At 63.8% G+C, this 24,038-nt stretch carries 21 protein-coding genes, 1 tRNA gene and 1 other RNA gene; 11 read left to right on the top strand and 12 right to left on the bottom strand.

Features of this window, described 5'->3' with window-relative positions; genetic code table 11:
- Window positions 1–4: 4 nt before the first annotated feature.
- The 4 genes from FHY19_RS04940 to FHY19_RS04925 all read left to right on the top strand — a co-directional run bounded on the left by FHY19_RS04940 (window position 5) and on the right by FHY19_RS04925 (window position 6,899).
- A complete protein-coding gene (locus FHY19_RS04940; protein WP_259162446.1) occupies window positions 5–2,941 on the top strand; it encodes a TonB-dependent receptor in 2,937 nt (978 codons plus the stop codon).
- Window positions 2,942–3,672: 731 nt separating this feature from the next.
- Window positions 3,673–5,316, top strand: a complete 1,644-nt coding sequence (locus FHY19_RS04935) for a glycoside hydrolase family 6 protein (protein ID WP_259163978.1) — start codon at window positions 3,673–3,675, stop codon at window positions 5,314–5,316.
- 337 nt (window positions 5,317–5,653) lie between these two features.
- Window positions 5,654–5,743: a tryptorubin family RiPP precursor gene (locus FHY19_RS04930; protein ID WP_016851134.1), complete on the top strand. Its 90-nt coding sequence runs from the start codon at window positions 5,654–5,656 to the stop codon at window positions 5,741–5,743.
- A gap of 115 nt (window positions 5,744–5,858) precedes the next feature.
- Window positions 5,859–6,899, top strand: a complete 1,041-nt coding sequence (locus FHY19_RS04925) for a cytochrome P450 (RefSeq protein WP_259162436.1) — start codon at window positions 5,859–5,861, stop codon at window positions 6,897–6,899.
- A 149-nt stretch (window positions 6,900–7,048) separates the two neighbouring features.
- Here FHY19_RS04925 and FHY19_RS04920 read toward each other — a convergent pair whose 3' ends face one another.
- The 5 genes from FHY19_RS04920 to FHY19_RS04900 all read right to left on the bottom strand — a co-directional run bounded on the left by FHY19_RS04920 (window position 7,049) and on the right by FHY19_RS04900 (window position 11,378).
- The gene (locus tag FHY19_RS04920) at window positions 7,049–8,101 is read right to left on the bottom strand and encodes a LacI family DNA-binding transcriptional regulator (RefSeq protein WP_259162425.1); all 1,053 of its coding nucleotides are present in this window, start codon (window positions 8,099–8,101) and stop codon (window positions 7,049–7,051) included.
- A 52-nt stretch (window positions 8,102–8,153) separates the two neighbouring features.
- Window positions 8,154–9,572, bottom strand: coding sequence for a M28 family peptidase (locus FHY19_RS04915; protein WP_259162418.1), 1,419 nt, complete (start codon window positions 9,570–9,572; stop codon window positions 8,154–8,156).
- Between the two features lie 109 nt (window positions 9,573–9,681).
- On the bottom strand, window positions 9,682–10,113 hold the full coding sequence (gene mscL / locus FHY19_RS04910) for a large-conductance mechanosensitive channel protein MscL (protein ID WP_259156027.1): 432 nt from the start codon (window positions 10,111–10,113) through the stop codon (window positions 9,682–9,684).
- Between the two features lie 61 nt (window positions 10,114–10,174).
- Window positions 10,175–10,888 (bottom strand): fumarylacetoacetate hydrolase family protein, encoded by a 714-nt coding sequence (locus tag FHY19_RS04905; RefSeq protein ID WP_259156026.1) that lies wholly within the window; start codon window positions 10,886–10,888, stop codon window positions 10,175–10,177.
- A 214-nt stretch (window positions 10,889–11,102) separates the two neighbouring features.
- Window positions 11,103–11,378, bottom strand: a complete 276-nt coding sequence (locus FHY19_RS04900; RefSeq protein ID WP_259156025.1) for a hypothetical protein — start codon at window positions 11,376–11,378, stop codon at window positions 11,103–11,105.
- 261 nt (window positions 11,379–11,639) lie between these two features.
- On the opposite strand from FHY19_RS04900, the gene FHY19_RS04895 reads away from it, so the two are divergent.
- Window positions 11,640–11,981 carry a Rieske (2Fe-2S) protein gene (locus FHY19_RS04895; protein WP_259162410.1) on the top strand — a complete coding sequence of 114 codons (342 nt, stop codon included), beginning with the start codon at window positions 11,640–11,642 and terminating at the stop codon, window positions 11,979–11,981.
- Between the two features lie 162 nt (window positions 11,982–12,143).
- On the opposite strand, the gene FHY19_RS04890 is transcribed toward FHY19_RS04895, so the two are convergent.
- The 5 genes from FHY19_RS04890 to thiS form a co-directional block, all read right to left on the bottom strand.
- A complete protein-coding gene (locus FHY19_RS04890) occupies window positions 12,144–14,006 on the bottom strand; it encodes an SLC13 family permease (RefSeq protein WP_259156023.1) in 1,863 nt (620 codons plus the stop codon).
- A gap of 66 nt (window positions 14,007–14,072) precedes the next feature.
- A complete protein-coding gene (gene trmB, locus FHY19_RS04885) occupies window positions 14,073–14,858 on the bottom strand; it encodes a tRNA (guanosine(46)-N7)-methyltransferase TrmB (RefSeq protein WP_259162408.1) in 786 nt (261 codons plus the stop codon).
- A 172-nt stretch (window positions 14,859–15,030) separates the two neighbouring features.
- Complete coding sequence (locus FHY19_RS04880) at window positions 15,031–15,825, bottom strand: thiazole synthase (RefSeq protein ID WP_259156020.1); 795 nt, start codon at window positions 15,823–15,825, stop codon at window positions 15,031–15,033.
- Window positions 15,826–15,886: 61 nt separating this feature from the next.
- Window positions 15,887–16,162, bottom strand: a complete 276-nt coding sequence (locus FHY19_RS04875) for a hypothetical protein (protein ID WP_259162399.1) — start codon at window positions 16,160–16,162, stop codon at window positions 15,887–15,889.
- A gap of 23 nt (window positions 16,163–16,185) precedes the next feature.
- The gene (thiS, locus tag FHY19_RS04870) at window positions 16,186–16,386 is read right to left on the bottom strand and encodes a sulfur carrier protein ThiS (protein ID WP_104612060.1); all 201 of its coding nucleotides are present in this window, start codon (window positions 16,384–16,386) and stop codon (window positions 16,186–16,188) included.
- 187 nt (window positions 16,387–16,573) lie between these two features.
- Between thiS and FHY19_RS04865 the strand changes: the two genes are divergently transcribed.
- The 4 genes from FHY19_RS04865 (at window position 16,574) to FHY19_RS04850 (ending at window position 19,736) form a co-directional block, all read left to right on the top strand.
- Complete coding sequence (locus FHY19_RS04865; RefSeq protein WP_259163972.1) at window positions 16,574–18,358, top strand: autotransporter domain-containing protein; 1,785 nt, start codon at window positions 16,574–16,576, stop codon at window positions 18,356–18,358.
- A gap of 116 nt (window positions 18,359–18,474) precedes the next feature.
- Window positions 18,475–18,548 (top strand) — tRNA-Gly (locus tag FHY19_RS04860).
- Window positions 18,549–18,704: 156 nt separating this feature from the next.
- Window positions 18,705–19,055 carry a hypothetical protein gene (locus FHY19_RS04855; RefSeq protein WP_259162397.1) on the top strand — a complete coding sequence of 117 codons (351 nt, stop codon included), beginning with the start codon at window positions 18,705–18,707 and terminating at the stop codon, window positions 19,053–19,055.
- 129 nt (window positions 19,056–19,184) lie between these two features.
- Window positions 19,185–19,736, top strand: a complete 552-nt coding sequence (locus FHY19_RS04850) for an STN domain-containing protein (RefSeq protein ID WP_259162396.1) — start codon at window positions 19,185–19,187, stop codon at window positions 19,734–19,736.
- 122 nt (window positions 19,737–19,858) lie between these two features.
- Here the strand turns inward: FHY19_RS04850 and FHY19_RS04845 are convergent.
- A non-coding RNA gene (locus FHY19_RS04845) (sX9 sRNA) lies at window positions 19,859–19,934 on the bottom strand.
- Between the two features lie 318 nt (window positions 19,935–20,252).
- Between FHY19_RS04845 and FHY19_RS04840 the strand changes: the two genes are divergently transcribed.
- A complete protein-coding gene (locus tag FHY19_RS04840) occupies window positions 20,253–20,645 on the top strand; it encodes a hypothetical protein (protein WP_259152421.1) in 393 nt (130 codons plus the stop codon).
- 89 nt (window positions 20,646–20,734) lie between these two features.
- A complete protein-coding gene (locus tag FHY19_RS04835) occupies window positions 20,735–21,127 on the top strand; it encodes an H-NS family nucleoid-associated regulatory protein (protein WP_104612064.1) in 393 nt (130 codons plus the stop codon).
- Between the two features lie 546 nt (window positions 21,128–21,673).
- Here the strand turns inward: FHY19_RS04835 and glgX are convergent.
- Window positions 21,674–23,806: a glycogen debranching protein GlgX gene (gene glgX, locus FHY19_RS04830; RefSeq protein ID WP_259152418.1), complete on the bottom strand. Its 2,133-nt coding sequence runs from the start codon at window positions 23,804–23,806 to the stop codon at window positions 21,674–21,676.
- Between the last annotated feature and the right edge of the window lie 232 nt (window positions 23,807–24,038).

The following is a 24,038-nucleotide window of genomic DNA, read 5'->3' as shown; positions in this document are numbered from 1 at the left end:
GACCATGAACAAGCTGCATCGCAGTACCCGTCACACCCCGCTGGCCGCCGCGCTGGCGGCTGCACTCACACTGGTCGCGGCAACTGCCGCAGCGCAGGAAGCCGGCAGCACGGCCGGCGTCACCGATCTGGACAAGGTCATGGTCAAGGGCGTGCGCGGCGCCCAGGCCGAGGCCATCGAGAACAAGCGCACTGCCGCGCAGATCATCGACTCGATCTCCGCCGAAGACATCGGCAAGCTGCCCGACGTCACCATCACCGATTCGCTGCAGCGCGTGCCCGGCGTGCAGATCCGTCGCTCTGCGGGCGAGGGCTCGCAGCTCAATATCCGCGGCATGCCGCAGGTGCAGACCACGATGAACGGCGAGTTGTATCTGAGCGCTGGTGGCGGCGATCAGTTCGGCCAACCCAATATCGGACGTGCGCAACCGGACTTCGTCGACATTCCGCCAACGCTGTTCAGCGGCGTGGACGTGATCAAGTCGCCCACCGCCGCCGACCTGGATGGCGGCATCAGCGGCACGGTGTCGCTCAAGACGCGTCGCCCGTTTGATCTGCCCGAAGGCTGGACCTTCAGCGGCCAGGCCGAAGGCTCCTACGGCGACCGAGTGCAGGAACTCAACGAGTTGTACTCGGGCCTTGCCAGCTTCCGCACCGAGCGCTGGGGCGCGTTGCTGGCTGTGTCGTACTCCGATGCCACGCTGGAGAACAAGCACCCCAGCGTGTATTCCAACGGTGCGCAGAAATCCACCGAGCAGAACGTGGGCTTCGATTTCAACGGTGATGGCCGCATCGGCAGCAATACCGATCCGTCCAACCTGCCGCGCGACTATTTCTACAACTGGGTCGCCACCGAACTGGATAACCGCAGCACCGACCGCCAGCGCACCGGCGTCAACGGCTCGTTCCAGTTCAACATCAATGATTCGTGGACGGTATTGGCCGATGCGGCCTATACCAAGCTCGAAGACCACGACACCTCGGTGGCCGCACAGCTGCACACCGGTTGGGCGACCAATCAGTTGCAGCCAGGATCGGTGGTCGATTCCAACGGTGTGCTCGAATACGGCCAGTTCCGCTACAACCGCTTCCAGGCGCATTCGATGGCCGGTGTGGCCGATTCGGATTCGCTCAATACCAACCTGGAACTGCGCTTCGATGACGGCGGTCCGTTCCGTGCGTCGTTCCGTTGGGTGCATGGCGATGCGCAGCGTACCTACGACGAAGCGCGCGCCGATGCGGTGGTGACGCGCGGCGACCAGATCACGCGCGCCGGCGGCGTCACGCAATGGGCCAATGCCAACGGACTGCCGACGGTCGATGCCTCGGTGGATTTCCGCGGCACCTATCCGGCGGTCAACCTGGGCACCGATGTATCCAACCCGGACAACTGGCAGCTGATGTCCACGTGGGCACAGGGCAACAAGATCGAAGCGACGATGGACGCGTTCCGCGCCGACGGCACCTTCGAGTTCGATGAGGGCGTGGTGCGCGGCTTCCAGTTCGGCATTCGCTACGGCGAGCGTGAGGTCAAGCTGGATACCTATCGCTACCTGTCGCCGGTGTCGACCACATGCGCAGATCCCAATCGCTCGCTGTACTACTTCAAGGACCCGTTGATCGTCGACACCTGCAGCGGCGTCTCCGAAGCGCGTCTGCTGCCGTTCAACTCCATCCCCGGCTATTGGGCGTACTTCAACGACTTCGATCCGCTCAAGGTCACCGGCCTGGGCAGCCAGGGCTTGCCGGCGATCAACCCGCAGGTCATGAAGGACCCGGTGGGCTATCTCAACAGCCTGTACCCGGGCAACGTGGCCTACCAGCAGGCGGCAGACTCGTACAAGGTCACCGAAAAGAGCACCGCAGCGTACTTCCTTGCGAACCTGGAAGGCGGTACCGGCAGTGCGGTGCCGTGGACGGCCAACATCGGCGCGCGCATCGTGCAGACCAAGCTGGCGATCGATCAGTACCTGAGCAGCGGCAACGTGTTCATCGGCAATGTCGAATGGAATGGCGTCAGCCCGGCGATCGGCACCAATCGCCTGAACCGTCAGTACACCGACGTGCTGCCTACCGCCAACCTGTCGCTGGACATCACCGACGCGCAGAAGCTGCGCTTTGCCTACAACAAGGCGGTGGCACGCCAGGACCTGCCCGATCTCGGCCGCGGCCTGGTGAGCTTTTACGCCGTCAATGGCACGCCGCCGCGCAACCCCGCGCTGCCGTCGGATGCAGTGCTGTTTCTCAATGGACGCTCCGGTAACCCGGATCTGGACCCGTACCGCGCCACCAACTACAACGCCTCGTGGGAGTGGTATTTCTCCGATGCGTCGTTGATCAGCGTGGGCGCGTTCCTGATCGATGTGAAGTCGTTCCCCACCACGGTGACCAACATCGAGCCGCAACCCGATGCCGACGGCGTGGTGCGGCTGGGTGGGCCGGTGGAGCGCATCGTCAACGGCGGTGGCGGCAAGATCAAGGGCTTTGAAATCGGCTATCAGCAGGCCTTCGATTTCCTGCCGGGCTGGCTGAGCGGTTTCGGTACCAACATCAACTACACCTTCTCCGATGCCGATACCGACAACACCGACATCGAAGGCAACACGCTTCCGATCGGCGACAACTCCAAGCATCAGGCCAATGCGGTGCTGTGGTATCAAAAGGACAAGTTGCAGGCGCGCGTGGCCTACAACTGGCGCAGCAAGCGTTTCAGCCAGGTCAACAGCGGTGCCTGGGGCGATGAGCTGGCGATCTGGAACGACGATGTCGGCTATCTGGATGCCTCCTTCAGCTACGACGTCAACGATCATCTGACGCTGTACGCCCAGGCCACCAACCTCACCGGTGAAAGCGAGCGGCGTTACGCGCAGTGGACCAATCACTACTACGACCAGAACATCTTCGAGCGTCGTTATTACGCGGGCCTGCGTCTGCGCTTTTGATGTGATGTTTAGATGTGCGACACGGCGCACCCCTGCCTCGTGTCGCACATGATCTTCTGTTGTCCCTCTCCAAGCGGTCATTTCGCTTTCTTCCCGTCACCGGCGTGCCGGTGCTGTAAGACGTCCGACGGCAACGTTGGGCACCCTCCCATTCGGCTGCATCGTCGGGAAGCGATGCGGCCGTTTTTTTGTGCGTAATGGCACATCCATTTGTGCAGTAATGCCTGCAGTTGAAATGTCGCTATGGACAGTCGTTGGATCTGTGCCCAAACGCAATGTTTGACGATTGCTTATGCCGGTTATGCGGCGTAGTTTCCGCATGGCGAACTTACCACCCCGTTCGCAGGCACAGCATTCCATGCTGATCGCTCAAACGCTCCCTGGAGATACTCCGCATATCACGGTGGCAATCGTCGCGACGATAACGTCGGCGCGGCCGCATTCGCCTCCAATGAATCTGAGGTCTTAGGTGATGTCTCGGGACACAAACAGGCCATTGGCCTGCGTGTCGGTGCGGACATTGTCGATGTTATGCCATGCGAATGCTCTTCGGCGGGACGCCGACGGAGCGCGTTCGGTTGGCTCCGGACATCTCTGATGGGTGCCCTGAAGAGGAACAAGGCAGGCCACGAGGCAGCGCTTCTTGGATTTTGAATAAACACCATTCGATTAAAAACAAGGTGAATCCAATGAAATTCAGTAAGGGTATCGGTCATAACCTCCGGCGCTCGATGGCGTTATCGCTATTGGCATTGAATCCGTTATTCGCCGCCGGCGTCTGCGCCCAGGTGCACGTCGACAACCCCTTCGTGGGGGCAAGCGGTTATGTGAATCCCGATTACGCCAAGAAAGTCGATGCATCGATTGCGAAGGTCAAGGGGGTGCCGTTGAAGGCCAAGATGGGCGTGGTGAAGACCTTTCCCACCGCAGTCTGGCTGGATCGCATCGCCGCGATTTCCGGTGGGTCGCAGAATGCCGGGCGGCTTGGGTTGAGGGGGCATCTGGATGCCGCGTTGGCGCAGAAAAAAGCCAATACGCCGATTACCGCCAGTTTCGTCATCTACGATCTGCCTGGTCGCGATTGTCACGCGTTGGCGTCCAATGGCGAATTGCCGCTGACCCCGGCGGCGCTGGAGCGCTACAAGAAAGAATATATCGACGTCATTGCAGCGATATTTGCGGATCCGAAATACAAGGATATCCGCATCGTCAATGTGATCGAGCCCGATAGCCTGCCAAACCTTGTCACCAACTTGAATGACATGCGATGCGCGCTTGCCAATTCCACGGGAATTTACGAGGAGGGCATCAAGTACGCGCTCAATAAGCTGCACGCCATTCCCAATACCTACAACTACCTGGATATCGGTCACTCCGGTTGGTTGGGCTGGGATAGCAATCGCGGCCCGTCGATTTCGCTTTATACACGTGTGGTCCAGGGAACAAACGCGGGTCTGGCAAGCGTTGACGGCTTTGTCACCAACACCGCCAATACCACGCCGTTGAACGAACCCAATCTGCCCAATCCCGAGTTGAGCGTGAACGGGCAGCCGATCAAGTCGTCGAAATACTACGAATGGAATCCCTACTTCGACGAGACCGATTTTACCCAGGCCCTCTACAGCGGGTTCGTCAGCGCGGGCTGGCCCAGCACGATCGGCTTTATCATCGATACCGGCCGTAACGGATGGGGGGGGCCGAATCGTCCGGCCGGCGCGTCCGGCAGCGACATCAATGCCTACGTCAATAGCGGCCGCATCGACCGTCGCCTGCATCGTGGCAACTGGTGCAATCAGAGCGGGGCAGGGATTGGTGCGCTCCCCACCGCAGCACCGGGTCCGCATCTGGATGCATATGCGTGGGTCAAGCCGCCGGGCGAGTCCGATGGCTCCAGCACCCTCATTTCCAATAACGAGGGCAAGGGCTTCGATCGGATGTGCGATCCGACCTACACCACGGCCGATGGCGTGCTGACCGGCGCACTGGCCGGCGCGCCGATCTCCGGAGCCTGGTTCCATAACCAGTTCGTCGAGCTGGTGAACAACGCGTACCCGGCGATCGCAACCGCCAGCACCGCGGTCGCCGCCCCCGCAACGATCGCGGCGCCGAGCGCAACACGCGGTCTCACTGCCACGGTCGGCGATCGCCAGGTCAGGCTGAGCTGGTCGCCGGTAGCGGGAGCAAGCAGCTACACGGTGCAGCGTCGTGCAGGTGCCGCAGCTGCGTTTACGACGGTTGGTTCCAATGTCGCAACGGCGTCGTATGTCGATCGGTCCGTCAGCAATGGTGCGGACTACGACTACGTGGTCACGGCAAACAGCGGTGCCGGGACCAGCGCGTCATCGGCCGTGGTGCGTGCCAAGCCGGTCAAGTGATGCCGTCGTATGGACACCGGTGACGCCGGTGTCCATCCGTCGTGGTCGGCGCATGTGGCCGCCACGACGGCATTGCGGCGATCACCGGTCGGTGTGTTGAGCCCATGGCGGCCAGCTGGCCGCCATGGGCGTTTGTCCGGAGCGCGAAGTTGTGTGCGTCAAAGCGCGTATTGCGGCAATGCGATTGCTGCAGGGTGACGAATCTGTGCGCACACGCAATGTTCCCGGGTGATCGCTGGGCGTAGCTTGGCGTGGCGGGCGCGACCATGTCCGCTCGCATCACGCATAACCGCTTGTGCGAACGCCCATCAGGGCAACTCACCGCTCCCCAAACAGGATGTCGCTCATGAAGATGCTGTTCTCGCTGAAGAATCTGCTGGCCTCCAAGAAAAGTCTGAAGTCCTACTCCTGGTACATCTGGTACTGAGCACGCTGGCAAGCGCGGCAAAAACCGCCTTGCGTGTCGTGTGATGTTGGTTATGCCCGCCCGCGCGAGGCAGGCACTGCCGGACGCGGGCTTCAACAAGCGCAGAGCGATCCTCATGTCCCTATCCACCAGCGCTGATTTGGGCCGGGCGACGGTCTTTGCGCCGCGTTTGCAGGTGCTGCTGCGCGAGCACATGGGCAAGGACCTGTTTCGGCTGGATGGGGATACCGTTGGCGTTGCCGGCCCCTCGGTGACGCATCGATTGCTCGCTGCACGTCCGGCAACCGAAGCCGAGCGGCCGACCTTCAAACCGCTACAGGGGCGATCGATTGCGCGCGTGCAGGCGTCCAAGCTGATGCAGGCAATCGGACGCGATGTGCGCGAGGCATTGAAGCGCCCCATCGCGGCGGACGTTGATCTATCCGGCCCTTGGCCGCATGTGGGGCACATGTATTTGCGCGATTTGCTGCTGGGTGGCGACCCCCTGCGTTTACGCATGTTGATGGATCGCACCCTGGAGCTGACGCCCAAGCTGACTTGGGCACTTATCGCCGTCGGTGCATTGAGGCCGCTCGCGCTGCAAGCCAACGCGTCGGCACTTGCGACAGTAACCGCCGTCGCGGACGGTTACGATGCGCGGCGCTTTGCCATGGGGTTGTATCGACGAACTGCGGCGCCGGTGTGTTTCACCATCTCCACCCTGGTCGCAAACGCACTGTGGCTTGGATCGCCTTTCGATCCGGACATTTCCAGCCGCACTATCGTCTACGAGTCGCTGCGTCTGTTGCCGCCGTCCTGGAACATCTTGCGCAATGCATCGCCGGAGTATGCGCTGCTCGATGCCCGTATCGGCGCGCAGGACGATGTGTTGGTGTTGCCGCTGCTGAGCCATCGCGACCCCGCATTGTGGGAGGCGCCGGATGAATTTCGCCCACAGCGTTGGAACCAGCTGGATCCGGATCATCAGCCTGGCTATTTCCCGTTCGGTCACGCGTCAGAGCGCTGTTGGGGCAGGCACATGGTGATGCCCCTTGCGGAGCAGTTGCTGGACATCCTGCGCAGTCAGGGGTTGGTCGTCAGTCCGCGGCAGCGCCAGGCACAGGTTCCGCTGGCAGGTTTGCTCGGGGTATCTCGGGTCGATGTCGTGCGTGGCTAGGGCATGCAGCTCTTTGAGCGCGGATGCAGCGGCAACTGGGGTGCATCGGCGCAGCGAGACGACGCGAAGGACGTTGCTGCCAGATCGCAGACGCGCGCGCTCCCAACTGCAGCCTCGAGCTATCTGCTGCACGCTCAAGCCTCAACGCGTCAGTCCTCGGGCGGTCCGGCGGTCGAGCCGCGCTTGACCAGGGTGTACTTCATCACCTGATGCACGCCCTGCGCGGCATCCCCCTTGCGGCGTTGGCGAATCGCATCTGCCAGCAACGACACTGCCGCGCGTCCCATCGCCGTCACCGGTTGATGCACGGTGGTGAGTTCGGGCCAGATGGTGGTGGCGACCGGCGTGTCGTCGAAGCCGGCCACCGAGACATCTTCGGGCACGCGCAGGCCCAGTCCGTGTGCAACCGCAACCGCGGCCGCCGCCATGTCGTCGTTGCTGCAGAAAATGGCGGTCGGTGGTCTGGGTTGGGCCAGCAGGCTGCGCGCAGCGAGCAGCCCGGAGTGATAGGTGAACAGTCCCTCGGCGATCAGGTTCTCTGCAATCTCCACTCCCGCAGCCTGCAGGCTGTCGAGATAGCCGCTGGCGCGCAGCGCGCTCGGTGTGTGTTTGGGGTCGCCCTTGATCAGCGCGATGCGTCGGTGTCCGAGTTCGATCAGGTGCGCGACGATGGCGCGTGCGGCCTGGTAGTCATCGATGCGTACCGAGCTGATTTGCGCCATCGGTGCGCCGCTCGCCACCGCCACCACCGGGATGCCGCGCGCATCCAGTTCATTGATGGTCTGACGCGAATCGCACAACGGCGGCGGCAGGATCACGCCGTCCACGCCGGCCGCCAGTAAGCGCTCGGTGGCTGCGCGCTGGCTGCGGATGGCGCCGCACTTTTCCACCAGCACCTGGCTGCCGTTGAGGCTGCTCTGTTCCAGCAGCCCGAGCATGAATTGATTGAGGTAGGCGGCGCTGGGGTTGCTGTACAACACGCCGATGCGCAACAGGCCGCTGGTGCGCAGCGAGCGGCCGGCGAGATTGGGCCGGTAGCCCAAGGCTTGCACCGAGGCTTCCACGCGCACCCGCATGTCCTGTCCGACATGCGGGTGCCGATTGATGACGCGCGAGGCGGTCATCGGCGAGACGCCGGCATGCTTGGCGACGTCCAGCAACGTGGCCGCGGTATTCGCACTGCGTTGCCGCTTGACCGCCATCGTATGTGCTCGTCCTGGAGTAAAAACGCGTTCGCAGCGCTGCGTTGCCAGATTACTCGTTCGGCGGTTGCACGGTCTTGGCACGGCTGCCGAAATCGCCATCGGCTTCGGCCGCCAGATACGCAAATACCGTGTAGGCCGCAACATTCTGCGCGAGCGCCTTGGGGTCGATCTTGTCCAGCGTGTCGTCGGCGGTGTGGTGCAGATCGAAGTAGTCGGTGCCGTCCTGCGCCAGCCACGCCCACGCGCCACCCTTGGCGGAAATCGGCCCCACATCGGGGCCGGGCCCGCCCTTGCTCGGCGCGTATTCGATGCCCAGCGGTGCCAGCACCTCGGCAATCTGCCTGGTTGCCGCGCGCGAGTCGTCCGGCGCTGCGGACCCGGTGTTGAACGCATAGATGCGCCCGGCACCGAAGTCGCTTTCTGCGCCAATCTGATGCAAGGCCATGTCCTTGGCATCCTTGCCATGTGCGGCCGCATAGGCCTTGCCGCCGTAGAGCCCTTGCTCTTCATTGGCGAAAGCCACCACACGGATCGTACGCTTGGGCGCCTGCTTGAGCTGGCCGATCAGATGCCCGGCGGCCATCGTGATGGCCACGCCCGCGCCATCGTCGATCGCACCGGTGCCCAGATCCCACGAATCCAGATGCCCGCCGATCACCACCACTTCCTTGGGCTTGCTGCGCCCGGTGATCTCGCCGATCACGTTGTACGAGGTCGCGGTGCCGTCCCAACCGCAATCCAGCGCCAGCCGGATGCGCGTGGCGCCCAACGCAGCAAGACGTGCCAGCTGGTTGGCATCGGGCACCGACAACGCGGCGGCGGGTACCGGCGTCAGGCCTTCGTCGAACCGGGTGATGCCGGTATGCGGTACGCGATGCGAATCGGTGCCGGCCGAGCGCATCACAAAGCCGATCGCGCCCTTGCGGATCGCCTCGGACGGGCCCTTGCTGCGCACCGCGCCGCCGTTGCCGTAATCCTTGCCGTCGCGCGCCTTGACCATCTGGTAATCGACGAAGGCGATCTTGCCGGTGAGCGAGCCGGCAGGCGCGGCCTGCAGGGCGGCCAGGTTCTCGAAGCGCACCACCTCGCCTTCGACGCTGCCGCCCGGGCTGCCGCCCAAGGCGGTCACGGTCAACGGTTGCGCGTGCGCGCCAAGTACCGCGGCGTGTTCGCTACGACGTTCCCACTTGGGAAAGGTCACCGGCTCGGTCCACACCTTGTCGAAGCCCAGCGACTGGAATTTGGCTTTGGCCCAGGCCACTGCGCGCGGATCGGCGTCGCCACCGGCAATGCGCGGGCCCACTTCGGTGGTGAGCGATTCCACCACGGCAAAGCCGGTGGTGTCGGCCAGGGCCTGCTCGCGCAGCTGCGCGGCGGTGCGCAGCGCGCTATCGGCAAGGGTGGTCTGTGCAGCGAGCGCGGAGGAGGTGGCGAGCAGGGCGGAGATGGCAACGGCGAGGCGACGCATGCAGGGCGGCTCCAACGACAAGGGGGTCCCCGAGCTTATCAGCGCGAGGTCCCCCGTCTGCGTGCGAAAAGTCATCCCCATGCGCGAAGCGCGCAGTGGATGTGTCCGCTTACAGCGCGCCTGGCGGCTTGAGCGTGTCGTTCTTCAGCGAGTCGCGAATCTCGCGCAGCAACAGCACTTCTTCGCTCGGGCCCTTGGGCGCATCCGGCTTGCGATTGCTCAGACGGTTGATCAGCTTGACCACCAGGAAGATTGCGAAGGCGATGATCACGAACTGCACGACGGTATTGATGAAATCGCCGTAGCCGATCACCACGGCCGGAATCTCCTTGCCGGCGGCGTCGACCTCTGCAGGCTTGAGCACCCAGGCCAGTTTGGAAAAATCAACGTTGCCGATGGCCCAGCCGATCGGCGGCATGATGATCTTTTCCACCAGCGCGGTGACGATCTTGCCGAACGCCGCGCCGATGACCACACCGACCGCCAGGTCGATGACGTTGCCACGCATTGCGAATTGCTTGAATTCGCTGACCATTCCCATAGTGCACTCCAGCTGCGGACGCGGACCGACTGCCGCTGCGCCGATCGTAGCCCGGCCGATGTCAGCCGGCGATGATGCCGTGGCGCTCGGCCACGTTCTCCAGGCGCGCACTGAACCGATCGCCCGGCAGCAACGGGCCGACGCCGGCCGGTGTGCCCATGAAAATCAGGTCGCCCGCGCGCAATGCATACAGTTTGGAAAGCTCATGCAGGATTTCCGGCACGTTCCAGATCATCTGATCCAGCAGCGATTGCTGGCGCACCTGTCCGTTGACTTCCAGCGAGAGGTTCAGCGCATCCAGTGCACCCACTTCGCCGGCGTGCACCAGCTCGCTGATCGGTGCGGAGTGATCGAAGCCCTTGGCGATGTCCCACGGCAGGCCCTTGGCCTTGGCCGCAGCCTGCAGATCGCGACGGGTCAGGTCCAGGCCCACGCCGTAGCCGTAGATCAGCCCTTCGGCTTGCTCCAGCGGCAACTCGCCGGCCGGCGCATCGCTGCCCAACGCCACTACCAGTTCCACTTCGTGATGCAGCTCGTTGGTGCCAGGCGGGTAGGGGATCTGGTCGCCGTGGCCGACCACGATGGCATCGGCAGGCTTCATGAAGAAGGTGGGCTGGCCACGCTCGGCCTTGGAGGCCGGTGCGGTGGCGCCCATCTCGCGCGCGTGATCGGCAAAGTTGCGGCCCACGCAGTAGATGCGGTGCACCGGAAAGCTGCCGCCACCCACCACCGGAATGCGCGGAACATCGGTAGCGGGAATCACATCGTGGGTCATGCACGCATCCTCGGAACGGGACGGGTGAGTCTAGCCGCTTGGCCGTGTACGACGGAACCTTCGCTAGTGAAGTGTGCGGCAGCTCATTCGCTCGCACGGCAGGCAGGTCGACCGATCAGCCATCAAAACGCGAGTCGGCATGCCTGCAGACATGCCGATTCAAGGAGTCGACGATGTGGAACCCGGCGCGGGGCGCATCGGGTGCGCGAGACGCTCAGTGCGACATCGGCAGCGCGGGCTTGCGCACCACGCGGTATTCGGCCTCGACCACACGCGCCTGCTGCGGCGTGCGGCGGTTCGACTTGCTCAACACTTTCCAGGCGACGCCGCCCAGAATCATCGCCGCGCCGACGAACACGCTGAAGAAGATCAGCACCGCAAGAATCGCCAGACCGGCGAGACCTGCGGCAACGCGCACCAACGGGTGACGCGGCTTGCGTGGCGCAAACAGGTGGTGAAGGTTGCCGAATTGGAAGATGCGTGCAGGCATGGCGGTGGGCTGCCGGGCAGGAAACAAGCGCGCAGTATCGTTGCGGTTTCATGTCATTGAGTGAAAAGTTCGTTAAGTCGGGCGCTGTTTTGTTAAATGCATCACGCTGTGTGTGCTGACCGGGGGTCTGCCGCAGCCTCTGGATGAGCGGTGGTTCCAGGTGATCTCGCACGTGGCGCCGGCAGCGACGGGGCGTCGCGCTACGCAGAGACGATGCCGGCACATGCCACAATCGGCGACCGTTCTTCGCAAGCGTTGCTCATGTCATCGTCCTCACCGACCGCGCTCGCCACCCTGGCGCAGATTCCCGATGCCGGATTTCTGGAAGTGGAAGCGACCTGGGACGACGGCCCGGAGTCGCTGGTGCTGTATCGCGATGGTGCGCAGGTACGCGCATGGTTGAACGTCTGCCCGCATGCCGGACGCAGGCTGGATTGGGCGCCCGGCCAGTTCCTCAAGACCAAGGACGGCCATCTGGTCTGCGCTGCGCACGGTGCCGCCTTCGAACTCGTTGCGGGCGAATGCATCAGTGGCCCGTGTCGCGGTCAGTCGCTCGTGGCAGTGCCGGTACGCGTCGACGGCGAGCACGTGGTGCTCGGCTAGAGGCCGATCACGTTTGCGCGCTGCAACCCGATGGCGAATGCAGTCCGGCGCTTGATGCGTGGAGATCGACGATGGGACGTCGCAGGCAGGTTGCGCAGTGCGCGTGAGCTGATGCGGTGACGGCGCATGCCGATCGAGCGCCAACCCGCAACTCACCAGCCTTCAGCGCGCCGCCCACCAGAACATCAGGTTGATCATCGACACCATCACCACGATGTAGATCAGCGACAGCGGTGCGCCCACGCGCCACAGCTCGCGCGGCTGATAGTTGGCCGGGCCGGCCACCATCGAGATCACCGGGTTGGAGGCGGTCATCAGATTGTTGGACGCCGACAACGCCACGATCAGCGCGAACGCGGTCGGGTTGCCGTTGGCCGCCAGTGCCAGGTTGACTGCAATCGGCACCATCACGATGGTGGCGCCCACATGGCTGATCACCAGCGAAAACGCGGTGGTCAACAATGCCAGGCTGATTTCCAGCGCCCACACCGGAATGCCTTCGGGCAGGCGGTCGATGGTGTGGCCGGCCACCCAGGCCGCAGTGCCGCTGCTGTCCATCGCCCAGCCCAGCGGAATCAGCCCGGCCATCATGAAGATGGTCTTCCAGTTGATCGAGGCATAGGCCTCGTCCATGCGCAGCACGCCGCTGACCAGCATGCAGGCCACGCCGGTCATCAAGGTCAGCGCCACCGGCAGGCGCGAGGTCAATGCGATCAGGATGGTGAAGGCGAAGATCGCCATCGCGATCTTGAACTTGTGCGGGCGCTGCTCGCCCTTGGGGAAGTCGGTCACCGGCACGAAGTCGCGGCTTTCCGCTGCCTGCGCCAGATCCTGCCAGATGCTATGGAACACCAGCATGTCGCCGGCGCGCAGCGGCACGTTGCGTACGTCTTCACGGATCACCTGCTTGTCGCGGTTGATCGCCAGCAGGCTGATGCCGGCCTGCTTGCGCAGGCGCAGTTCGCCGGCGCTCTTGCCGATCAGCCGTGAGTTGGGCGGAATCACCGCTTCGGAAATGCCCGCAAGGCTGGGGTTGAACAGGTCGCCCAGGTTGCGCAGCCGCGAGGACATGCGCAGGAAGTGGTTCTGCGCAAAGTCTGTCACCTCCTGGCGCTTGCCCATCGCACCCAGCACGCTGCCGACCCAGATGCGCATGTCCGCCGGCGGTGCAAGGCGGGTGTCGTTGCCCGTCTTCAGGGCCAGCAGCAGCGGCGCGTCGTGAATGGCTTCGGCTTCGCCCAGGGTCATGCCGACCAGCGGGCTCTCGGCGGTCACGGTGAGCTCGAACACATCGCCGTCGATGCCGTAGGTCTTGGCGAAATAGCTTTCGGTACGCGATGGCGTGACGCCTTCGTTGATCAGGCTTTCCTCTTCGATCAGCTTGCGGTCGCCGTAGAAGCGGAAGTACAGCAGTGCGGCGATCAGCAAGGCCACGCCGATCGGCAGCGGCGCGAACATCGTCAACGGCTCGATGCTGGCCATGCCCGAGGGCAGGTTGTTGTTGGCCGACACCAGCAGGTCGTTGAGCAGGATCAGCGGCGAATTGCCCACCATGGTGAGCGCGCCGCCCATCACGATGGCTGCGGCGATCGGCAACAACATGCGCTGCAGGGTGAGCCCGGTGCGCGCGGCCAGCCGCGAGGCGACCGGCAGGTACAAGGCCATCACCGACGGGTTTTGCATGAACGAGGAGTTCAAGCCGGAGATGGCCAGCGTCATCATCATCAGGCGTTGCTCGCTGCCGTGCGAACGCCGCAGCAGCCAGGTGGCCAGGCGGTTCAACGCACCGGTGCGCTCCAGCCCCGCCCCCAGGATGGTGGTGGCGATGATGCTCATCACCGCGTTACCGGAAAAACCACCGAACAATTCTTCCGGCGCCACCAGGCCGGTGACGCCCAGCACCACCAGCACGATCAAGGCCACCACATCGGCGCGGATGCGTTCGAACAGGAACATCGCCATCGTGAAACCGACCAGCCCGAGGACGAGCTTCATATCGTTGGTCAGCGTCAGCGCGGTATCCATTGGGGGCCGGGAATGGGGAGTCGGGAATAGGGAATTGGCAGAGCGGGAAAGCGCTGACGCTGTGAGTTATCTGGGGGGCGCCGCCGTTTGCTCCTGCGATTCCCGATTCCCGACTCCCCATTCCCGGTCGTACAGCAGATCCCACACGCCGTGGCCGAGTTTCTGGCCGCGGGTTTCGAAGTGGGTCTGCGGGCGCCAGGCGGGGCGTTCGACGTGACCGCGCGCACCGGCGCGATTGACCAGGCCCGGTGTGGCGTCGAGCACGTCCCACATCTGTTCGGCGTAATCGGCCCAGTCGGTGGCCGCGTGCAGGCGGCCGCCATCGCGCAGCTTGCGCACCACCAGCGCCGCAAACGCCGGCTGGATCAGCCGGCGCTTGTTGTGGCGCTTCTTGTGCCACGGATCGGGGAAGTAGATACGCACCTCGTCCAGCGCACCATCGGCGATCTCGTGTTCGAGTACTTCCACTGCATCGTGGTGATACAGGCGCACATGCGTGCTGCCATCATCGTCCAGCGCATTGAGCAGGCGACCGACGCCCGGCGCATGTACCTCGATGCCGATGTAGTCGCGGCTGGGGTCCTGCTGCGCAGCAAAGCGCAGCGCGGCGCCATTGCCGAAGCCGATTTCCAGCACCTTGGGAGCGTCGCGCCCGAATGCGGCATCCAGATCGCGCGGCGCGCCGGTGTAATCCAGCCCGAACCGCGGCCACAGCTCGTCGAAGGCGCGCTGTTGCGCGGGGGTGAAACGGCCCTGGCGCAACACGAAGCTGCGCACCTGGCGCCGCCCCTCTTCGATGGTGAAGGGCTTGGGCGGCATCTTGGCGCCGTCGCTGGTGAAAGGATCGGTCATGAGTCAAGTCGCATCAGAAAACAAAGCCCCTCTCCCTTTGGGAGAGGGGTTGGGGTGAGGGTACGGGGTGAAGAGGCACTCGCAGCAACGCGCGATCTAGCAACGGCAACATCCTGCACGCCACACGGCCCATCATTGCGCATCGACCGCACTGTCAACGCAGCATATCCACTCATCCAATCACGCCATCCACCGGACTCGACGCCGACGCATACCGCTTGCGTGGAATCCGCCCGGCCAGAAACGCCTCACGCCCCGCCTCGATCGCCTTGCGCATCGCGCTGGCCATCAGGATCGGATCGCGCGCGCCGGCAATGGCGGTATTCATCAACACGCCGTCGCAGCCCAGCTCCATCGCAATCGCCGCGTCCGATGCCGTGCCCACGCCGGCATCGACAATGATCGGCACCTTGGCGTTCTCGATGATTTCCAGCAGGTTGTACTTGTTCTGGATGCCCAGGCCCGAGCCGATCGGCGCGGCCAGCGGCATCACCGCCACGCAGCCGATCTCTTCCAGGCGCTTGGCCAGGATTGGATCGTCGGAGGTATAGACCATGACGTCGAAGCCATCGGCCACCAGTTGTTCGGCGGCCTTGAGCGTCTGCACCACGTCCGGGTACAGCGTGCGCTCATCGCCGAGCACTTCCAGCTTGGTCAGGTTGTGGCCGTCCAGCAGTTCGCGCGCCAGCCGGCAGGTGCGGACCGCGTCTTCAGCGGTGTAGCAGCCGGCGGTGTTGGGTAGCAGCGTGTAGCGATCCGGCGGCAGTACATCGAGCAGGCTGGGCGCGTTCGGGTCCTGGCCGATGTTCACGCGGCGGATCGCCACGGTCACGATTTCGGCGGCAGCGGCCTCGGTGGCCAGGCGGGTTTCGTCCAGATCCTTGAACTTGCCGGTGCCTGTGAGCAGGCGCGAACGGTAGCGTTTGCCGGCGATCAGCAACGCATCGGAGGGGATGGGAGTCGTCATGGGGCAATTATCACCCATCATGCGCAAGCACGCCGGCCAGCACGTGCGCGAGTTGTCAGGCTCAAGCGACATCGACGGTGCAGGAACACACAAGCTCGACGTAACTTCCGGCGCTCCCCGCGGTTGCGGCCCAGACGTTCGTGAGCCCCTGCATCGGCACGAACAGAACAAGGTCCGCCGCGCTGATCTCGGGCGCCAGTGTCCCGAAGGCGCTCTCACGGATCGACGGGTACACCCTGTCGAGAAACTGCACGACCCCCGCCTGGGCATTCGGCGCAGCGAGCTGCGTCGAGAACCAGCTGCATTCGTGGCGGACGGTGAGCGTGAACAGTGGCATTGCGAAAGCGTCCAATCCGGCGATCAACCGCCGCCGAGCGCGTGCACGATCTCCACCACATCGCCCTCGCACAACGCATGCTCGGCATGCCGCCCGCGCGACACGATTTCGCCGTTGACCTCCACTGCCACACGTCGCTGTGCCAGCCCTTCCTGTTCGAGCAGGGCCGCCAGCGGCAGGTTGTCGGGAAGCGTGCGCGGGCTGCCGTTGAGTTGAATGTTCATGTCATCATTGTTGCATCGCGCGCCGCCAGGGCGCGCGTTTTTGCGTTATGCGGCGGTGCAGCGTGAGCGCGGGCGGCGAGGGTGAAACCATTGCCATTCGCCGGCGTACGTATGCAGCCCGGTCCGGTCCCATCCACTTCAAGCAGGCACTCCCATGGCTTCAACATTTCGCCCGATCCGCTCCCTGATGGCAGTTGCCATCGCCATCGCGGCCGCACCGGCCATGGCCGAGTCGGCCTTCGACCAGACCGTCTTCTTCGGCGACAGCCTCACCGACAGCGGCTACTACAACCCGCTGCTGCCGGCTGCCTCGCGCGCAGTCACCGGCAAGTTCACCACCAATCCGGGTTGGGTGTGGGCCGAATATGTCGGCGACCACTTCGGCACCAACGCCGCGCCCAACGGCAATGGCCAGACCGGCGACAACTACGCCGCCGGCGGCGCGCGCATCCAGGCCAGCTCGGTCAGCGCGCTGGGCGCCGCACCGTCGGTGACCAGCCAGATCAACACCTACCTCACCGCCAATGGCGGCCGCGCCAACCCGAACGCGCTCTACACCGTGTGGGGTGGCGCCAACGACCTGCTCGCCGCAGCCACCGTGCCGGCACAGGCGCAGGCCATCATCGGCAGTGCGGTGACCGCCCAGGTCGGTGCGGTCGGCGCATTGCAGGCTGCCGGCGCGCGCTACGTGATGGTGCCGACCATTCCGGACGTGGGCATCACCCCGCGCTTCCGTGCCGGCGGTGCGGCTGCGATGGCGCAGGGCACTGCAGCGGCCACCGCCTACAACACCGCCTTGTTCAACGGCTTGCGTTCGGCCGGGCTGCGCGTGATCCCGGTGGACACCTTCCACATCCTGCAGGAAGTGGTTGCCGATCCGGGTACCTACGGCTTCAGCAACGTCACCGGCACCGCCTGCAACCCGGCGGTGCCGCTGCCGGCGTGCAACCCGACCAGCCTGGTCGCGGCCAACGCGCAAAACACCTATGTGTTCGCCGACGGCATCCACCCCACCACCGCCACCCACCAGATCCTGGGCCAGTACGCCATCTCGCTGCTGGAAGCGCCGCGTCTGCAGCAGGTGCTGACGCATTCGGCGCAGGCCATCGGCCGCGCGCGCGCCGATCAGGTGGCCTGGCATCTGGACGGCAAGCCCGACGCCGATGGTCTGCGTTGGTGGGGCAGCGTGCGTGGCGACATGCAGCGCTACGACCACGCCGACCTGTACGACGGCATGGCCCCGGCCGGCCTGTTCGGCGTGGACTGGACTGCCGGCGATCTGGTGTTCGGCGGCTTTGCCGGCTTCGGCAGCATGGACGCCGACTTCGGCAACCGCAACGGCAGCTTCAAGCAGGACGACACCACCCTGGGCGGCTTCTTCGGCTGGTACACCGGCCCGGTCTGGGTCAACGCCCAGGTCAGCTACAGCTGGCTGAGCTACGACGTCGACCGCGAAGTGCAGCTTGGGCCAGCCACGCGCGTGCACAGCGGCTCCCCGGACGGCAGCAACCTCACCGCCGCCGTCAATGCCGGTTATTCGCTGGGCGAAGGCAACGTCAAGTACGGCCCGGTGGTCGGCCTGACCTGGCAGAAGCTCAAGCTCGACGGCTACACCGAAAGCAACGAAAGCTCCACCGCGCTCGGTTACACCGACCAGGACATCGACTCGCTGGTCGGCCGCATCGGCTTCCAGGTGCGCCTGGACGGTGCGGCGGTCAAGCCGTACCTGCAGGCGACCTACGACCACGAGTTCAAGGATGGCACCGAAGCCAGCGCCTGGTTGCAGTCGATGCCGGACGTGGGCATGTACACCGTCCCGGGCCAGAACTTCGACCGCAACTACGCCACCGTGGTGCTGGGGGCGCGCACCGGCCTGTGGGGTCTGCAGAGCAATGTGGGCCTGAGCACCACCACCGCCCAGCGCAGCGCCCGCGATGCCACCTTGTTCGTGAACTTCAGCGGCAACTTCTGATCGCGCCGAGTGGCTTTGCAGGAATTGGGTAACACACGAGGGCCGGGCAACCGGCCCTCGTCACGTCTGCGCATTGCGCCGGACACCTGCACCCGCCTACACTCTCCCCACGCCGCGCGGGCGTAGCTCAATGGTAGAGCTGTAGCTTCCCAAGCTACTGACGTGGGTTCGATTCCCATCGCCCGCTCCATGGCCGCAACGGCCTGGGCGCGTCGAGGCGGCCACGCCGCTCGCAGCGTCATCCTTGCTGTCTTCGCCAGCCCGCTCGTTTGCGTGGCAATGTCAGGCGCTGGCTCGCTCTATCGACCCGCGTTGCTCAATTCTGATCGCAGGGAGGCATCAGGGCGTGTTTGCACCTTCATCGGATGCGATAGCGGGTCAAACGGCAATCGCCATCTGGTTTGTCGCCTTTTCACTGGTGGCAATGATGCTGGTTCGACATGCGTCGGGGCGTGCCTCGATGGTCATCAAACAGTGTGCGATGGCGAGTGTGGCCGTTGGACTGCCGCTGGCAGCGTGGTTGCCTTCCTCGGCGTACGTGCTGAAGTTCGCGGTGATGCTTGCGTTGTCGCTGTGCACGGTTGTTGTGGGCGTCGCGCGCGGGCCGCGGCGATGGATGTGGTTCGGTCTAGTTGCGGCAGCATTGGCCTACGGTGCCGTTGCATTTCAATATGTGCTGATGGAGATCGCCAGATAGGTGCATGGCGCTACGCCGATGTGCTGCCGCGGAAGCGTTGGCGATAGGGGCGCCGTACGAGGCCGGTTTCGTTGCCGTTCGGGATCGCCGGTCTAGCGTGCGCAACGCACGGATGTCCGTGCAGTCCGGATGCTGTTATGTCTGTCGTTCGCCATCGGCTGCCCTCAATTATCGTTGCGCTGGGTTCCATCGTTTTGTGCGGGGCCGGTCGTCGCCGCCTGCCAACCCGGGCCGTTTGCCGTCTCGCTGCCTGCACAGCGGCTCGACGAGCGTTTGCAGCAGCTGGCCCACGTAACCGGATGCGCGGTGGAAGTGGATCCATCGCTTCTGCAGGGCAGGCGCGCCGCTGCATTGGTTGGGTCCTTCAGCGCCGATCAGGCCTTCATTCAATCGGTCCGTGGCAGTGGCCTCGAAGCCGGACCGGCCGATGACCATTGGCGCGTCAATCAGGCGCAGCAACTGTATTTTGCCGAGCGCGTGGAGACCTTGCGCAGGGCGATTGCGGATGCGCGCAAGAGCAAATCGATGACGCCCGTACGCGCGAAAAAACTGACCGCTTACCTGTCGAAGATTGCTGCGGACGTTCCCAGGCTTGTGCGCGAGCAAGGCTTTCTCAGTGCAGCAGAGCGGGCGTCTTACGGGCGCATGTTGAAGGATGTGGAGCAGTCGTTGGTGCGGTGATGCGTTGCAACGACGCTGCGGGATGTCGCGGGTTCCACAAGGCCGGTTCGCCGCATTGCACGTGCTGCAGGCGCGGTCTCGGATATCACGATGGCAGATACAGGCTGATTTGATTCTGCAGCGGCTAACAAACGTGGCGAGTGGTTGTCAGGTGGGTGTGGGGTGGCGCGCTCAGAACCCGAATGCACTAGCAGTACTGCCGTGCGAGCACCGGCCGCGCCCGCGCGCCAGCCGTGCGGTGAGCACAGCCGCGCTGTTAGCCCCTTTTATGCGCGGCGATCAGGTCGGTGCCTCCTGCCGGGACGATTCGACCGGTGTCGGCGGCCTTGCGCGATGCGGCAATCCCAAGCTGGTCTCTATCGCTGCGATGGGTGCTGCCAATGACATCGATTGCAGGCGCTTACTCACTGTAAAAGTGCGCCACAGCTTCGGCTTTTTCTTCCTCAGGGTCAGGAACCTCCTGATTGAGAACGCTTCGCATGTCCACCATAGTGACTGCATCATTGAGCGGACACCATGACCACTACTCACTCCCAGCTAATCGGTGCGTTGATGAAAGGCATGCGCCGTGCAGAGTCGGCGCGCGCGGCCTCCATTGCCTATCGCACCGGGCCGGCGGATCAGGCGAGTACGTGCGGCACGCCTGACGACGCCGGTAAGGTGCTTGAGATGTTCAGGCTCGACGCCGATCAGATTCGCCAGATCGGCCTGGTCGGGGTGGAGGAGCTCGGCGAGGCGGTCTGTCATGCGTGGTCGATCAACGCCGGGCAGCTGGACCGGGTGGTGCAGTGGTTCACCGCGCCCAGGGTTGAATTTGTCGGCAAACACTGCAGCGAGCTGATCCGGGCAGGGCGCATTGGGCCGGTGCTGACCATGGCCCGCGAGCACGCCTTGCTGCGTCATCGCTGAGCGCCAGCAGACCTGGCGCGGCCTGGACGCTTTACGCTGGCCGGCGCAGGGGCAATACTCGCTGACCCGCCCAAACCTCAGTTTCGTCAATGCGCCAGGTTCCGCCCGCTTCACCCTCTGCCGCCGCCAAAGCCCAACTGCTGGAAGAGTTGCGCAAGCTCGAGCAGGAAGAGGCGCAGCTCAAGTATGCCCAGACCCTGGAAGCCTTCGACCAGGTCGTCGAGGTGCTCACCCAGTTCGGTAGCCGCTTCAACGCGAAGCAGAAATCCCAGATCGCCTCGCTCGCCATGACCGGCAAGTCCAAGGGCCCGCTGTCGTCCACCGGCGAGGTGGTTGCCAAATACTGGCTTCCGCATTCCGGCGAAACCTGGTCCGGCCGTGGCCGCACGCCGCGTGCATTCAAGGCCTGGGAAGGCACTAGCTCTTATAAGGAATGGAAGTCCAAGCATCCGGACAAGCGTTTCCCGCTCTATCCAGGGTGAGTTGTCGCCGGTTTGGCGTGCTCGTAGATTTTTTGGATCCGGGTCGCGTCGGTTAGCCGCGTGATCACGTGATGCTGCATGCAGCGTTTCGCCGTGCGCGTTCGTCCGTTTGTACGTTCGTCATCCTGGCCACAGGCAATGCATGGAAGCGAACGGATCGTGATGCGCATCGTCCTGGCGGGAGTCGGTGACGGATTCAAGCTGCAGGCGCAATTCGGCCAGCGTGGAGGTATTACGCCCATTTGTTGATCGCCAATCGTCAGTCGCCAGACGTGTCGATCCGCTTCCCGTCGCGTTGCTCGCATGTCTGGCGGCCGCGGGAGATATGTAGACTCCAACGAATTCGGCTATAGCCTGGCTGACGCATTCGCGAAGAAAATTGTCGCAGTTGTATTTGGGAATTGATGTTGGTGCTGTCAATGCGGGAGTTGCACCGCATCTGAAAACCGCATCTCGCACGATGTCGCTCCGCGAGCATCCCGGCGCGCATTAAAAAGCTCGCTGTCCACCATGCTGGTGGCAGCGAGCCTGTCGACCGTTCAAGCGTTACTGATCGCTCTTGCACTCGAAGACCGACACGCTGCGTGGCGGTGCCAGGAATTCGCTGGCGCCCGCCGGCATCATGTCCACTTCCAGCGCTTCATCAGTCGATAGCACCAGCTTCCAATGCACCGGCTCATCGGTGGAGGGCAGGGTGAAGGTCACGCCCTCGTGATAGGCATTGATGACGATCAGCAAGGTGTCGTCGTTGGCCAGCTCCTTGACGCCCGAGGTTTGCGCCTTGCCTTCGAGCAGCAGGCCAACCGAGCGCGCACCGGCATCGGTCCAATGCGCATCGTCCATTTCGGTGCCGCCGGGATTGAGCCAGGTGAGATCGCGCAGGCCGGCTTCTTCGTTGTATTGCCCATTGAGGAAGCGGCCACGCGACAGGATCGGGTACCGCTTGCGCAGCGCGGTCAATGCCTTGACGAATTGGGTGAGCCGGCCATCGGTCGGGTCGTTTTCCCAATCCAGCCAGGTGATTTCGTTGTCCTGGCAATAGGTGTTGTTGTTGCCGCCCTGGGACTGTGCGCGCTCGTCGCCGCTGAGCATCATCGGCGTGCCCTGCGACAGCAGCAGCGTCGCAAGCAGATTCTTCATTTGCCGCTCGCGAATCTGCAGGATGTCGGCGTTGTCGGTCTCGCCTTCTTCGCCGTAATTGCAGGAGCCGTCGTTGGACGATCCGTCGCGGTTGTCTTCGCCGTTGTCGCTGTTGTGCTTTTCGTTGTAGCTCACCAGATCGCGCAGGGTAAAACCGTCATGCGCGGTGATGAAGTTGACCGAGGCCCAAGGGCGGCGGCCGCGGCGATCGAACAGATCGGCCGAGCCGGTGAAACGGGTCGCGAACTCGGCCAGCTTGCCATCCTCGCCCTTCCAGAACTCGCGCGCATTGTCGCGGAACTTGTCGTTCCACTCCGACCAGCCCGGCGGGAAATGACCCACCTGGTAGCCGCCCGGGCCGCAATCCCAAGGTTCGGCGATGAGTTTGACTTCCGACAGCAACGGGTCCTGATTGCAGGCGTCCAGAAAACCGCCGCGCTGGTCGAAACCGCTCGGCTCACGCCCCAGGATGGTGGCCAGATCGAAGCGGAAACCGTCCACGTGCATTTCGCCGGCCCAATAGCGCAGCGAATCGTTGACGAACTGGATCACCCGCGAGTTGCTCAGATTGAGCGTGTTGCCGGTGCCGGTGTCGTTGATGTAATAGCGCTTGTCTTCGGCAAGCCGGTAATAACTGGCGTTGTCGATGCCCTTGAACGACAGGGTTGGCCCCAATTCGCTGCCTTCGGCGGTGTGGTTGTAGACCACGTCCAGGATCACTTCCAGGCCCTGCTTGTGCATGGCCTTGACCATGTCGCGGAACTCGTCGCGGTGGCCGCTGGACAGATAGCGCGACTTCAGCGCAAAAAAGCCGATGGTGTTGTAGCCCCAGTAATTGCGCAGCCCCTTGTCCAGCAAATGCTGATCATCCAGATACGCGTGTACCGGCAAGAGCTCGACGGCAGTGATGCCCAGGTCCTTGATGTACTGCAGTACCTGCGGTTGGGCCAGGCCTGCAAAGGTGCCGCGCACGGCCTCCGGCACCTGCGCATGACGCATGGTGTAGCCGCGCACGTGGGTTTCGTAGATGACCGTTTCGTTCCACGGCTTGAGCAGGCGCGTATCGTCGCCCCAATCGTAGGTGTCTTCGACCACCACGCATTTGGGCATGAATGGCGCGCTGTCGCGCTCATCGAAGCTCAGGTCGCCGTCCGGATGGCCGACGGTGTAGCCATAGAGCTCGTCGGCCCAGATCAGATCGCCTTCGAGCTCGCGTGCATACGGGTCCAGCAACAGCTTGTTGTGATTGAAGCGGTGACCTTCGGTCGGCGCATACGGTCCATGCACGCGGTAACCATAGCGCTGCCCCGGCTTGGCATCGGGCAGATAGCCATGCCAGATTTCATTGGTGTACTCGGGCAGGTCCACGCGTGTTTCGTTGCCCTGTTCGTCGAACAGGCACAGTTCCACACGGGTGGCATGCGCGGAAAACAGCGCAAAATTTGTGCCCTTGCCATCGAAGACGGCGCCGCGGGGGAACGGACGCCCCTGGCGGATGCGGGAGGGATTGGCATAGGCCGCGCTTGCTGGACGTCGCATTGAGAGTCTCGGGTGCGCCGGCATGCCGGCATTGAGGGGGCTCAAGCATTGCGGTTTCCGCTGTGCAAGACGCGTCACGGCAACACGGGTGCGGTGTGAGGGCGCAAGGTCGAGGCATGGCGCGAGGCAGCTGCGATGACATGGCTTAACTGCGGCGTTCGCTTGTCGCGGCCGCAGCGCTTGCCGGTCATGACCGATTACTGCGGTGACGCGCCTTCGGTCCGAGCCTTGG

Origin of the sequence: Xanthomonas sp. 4461, assembly GCF_024806475.1 — a bacterium.
Taxonomy (GTDB): Bacteria; Pseudomonadota; Gammaproteobacteria; order Xanthomonadales; family Xanthomonadaceae; genus Xanthomonas; species Xanthomonas arboricola_F.
This window is presented reverse-complemented; position numbering and strand designations above follow the sequence as displayed.

Excerpts from the sequence above, each read along its gene's own strand:
- FHY19_RS04920 (WP_259162425.1), bottom strand. The coding sequence starts at position 8,101 with ATGGCGGTCAAGCGGCAACGCAGTGCGAATACCGCGGCCACGTTGCTG.
- FHY19_RS04850 (WP_259162396.1), top strand. The coding sequence starts at position 19,185 with ATGCTGTTATGTCTGTCGTTCGCCATCGGCTGCCCTCAATTATCGTTG.
- FHY19_RS04895 (WP_259162410.1), top strand. The coding sequence starts at position 11,640 with ATGTCATCGTCCTCACCGACCGCGCTCGCCACCCTGGCGCAGATTCCC.
- FHY19_RS04890 (WP_259156023.1), bottom strand. The coding sequence starts at position 14,006 with ATGGATACCGCGCTGACGCTGACCAACGATATGAAGCTCGTCCTCGGG.
- FHY19_RS04935 (WP_259163978.1), top strand. The coding sequence starts at position 3,673 with ATGGCGTTATCGCTATTGGCATTGAATCCGTTATTCGCCGCCGGCGTC.
- FHY19_RS04940 (WP_259162446.1), top strand. The coding sequence starts at position 5 with ATGAACAAGCTGCATCGCAGTACCCGTCACACCCCGCTGGCCGCCGCG.
- glgX (WP_259152418.1), bottom strand. The coding sequence starts at position 23,806 with ATGCGACGTCCAGCAAGCGCGGCCTATGCCAATCCCTCCCGCATCCGC.
- trmB (WP_259162408.1), bottom strand. The coding sequence starts at position 14,858 with ATGACCGATCCTTTCACCAGCGACGGCGCCAAGATGCCGCCCAAGCCC.
- FHY19_RS04925 (WP_259162436.1), top strand. The coding sequence starts at position 5,859 with ATGTCCCTATCCACCAGCGCTGATTTGGGCCGGGCGACGGTCTTTGCG.
- mscL (WP_259156027.1), bottom strand. The coding sequence starts at position 10,113 with ATGGGAATGGTCAGCGAATTCAAGCAATTCGCAATGCGTGGCAACGTC.
- FHY19_RS04875 (WP_259162399.1), bottom strand. The coding sequence starts at position 16,162 with ATGCCACTGTTCACGCTCACCGTCCGCCACGAATGCAGCTGGTTCTCG.
- thiS (WP_104612060.1), bottom strand. The coding sequence starts at position 16,386 with ATGAACATTCAACTCAACGGCAGCCCGCGCACGCTTCCCGACAACCTG.
- FHY19_RS04840 (WP_259152421.1), top strand. The coding sequence starts at position 20,253 with ATGACCACTACTCACTCCCAGCTAATCGGTGCGTTGATGAAAGGCATG.
- FHY19_RS04930 (WP_016851134.1), top strand. The coding sequence starts at position 5,654 with ATGTCGCTCATGAAGATGCTGTTCTCGCTGAAGAATCTGCTGGCCTCC.
- FHY19_RS04865 (WP_259163972.1), top strand. The coding sequence starts at position 16,574 with ATGGCAGTTGCCATCGCCATCGCGGCCGCACCGGCCATGGCCGAGTCG.
- FHY19_RS04905 (WP_259156026.1), bottom strand. The coding sequence starts at position 10,888 with ATGACCCACGATGTGATTCCCGCTACCGATGTTCCGCGCATTCCGGTG.
- FHY19_RS04915 (WP_259162418.1), bottom strand. The coding sequence starts at position 9,572 with ATGCGTCGCCTCGCCGTTGCCATCTCCGCCCTGCTCGCCACCTCCTCC.
- FHY19_RS04900 (WP_259156025.1), bottom strand. The coding sequence starts at position 11,378 with ATGCCTGCACGCATCTTCCAATTCGGCAACCTTCACCACCTGTTTGCG.
- FHY19_RS04835 (WP_104612064.1), top strand. The coding sequence starts at position 20,735 with ATGCGCCAGGTTCCGCCCGCTTCACCCTCTGCCGCCGCCAAAGCCCAA.
- FHY19_RS04880 (WP_259156020.1), bottom strand. The coding sequence starts at position 15,825 with ATGACGACTCCCATCCCCTCCGATGCGTTGCTGATCGCCGGCAAACGC.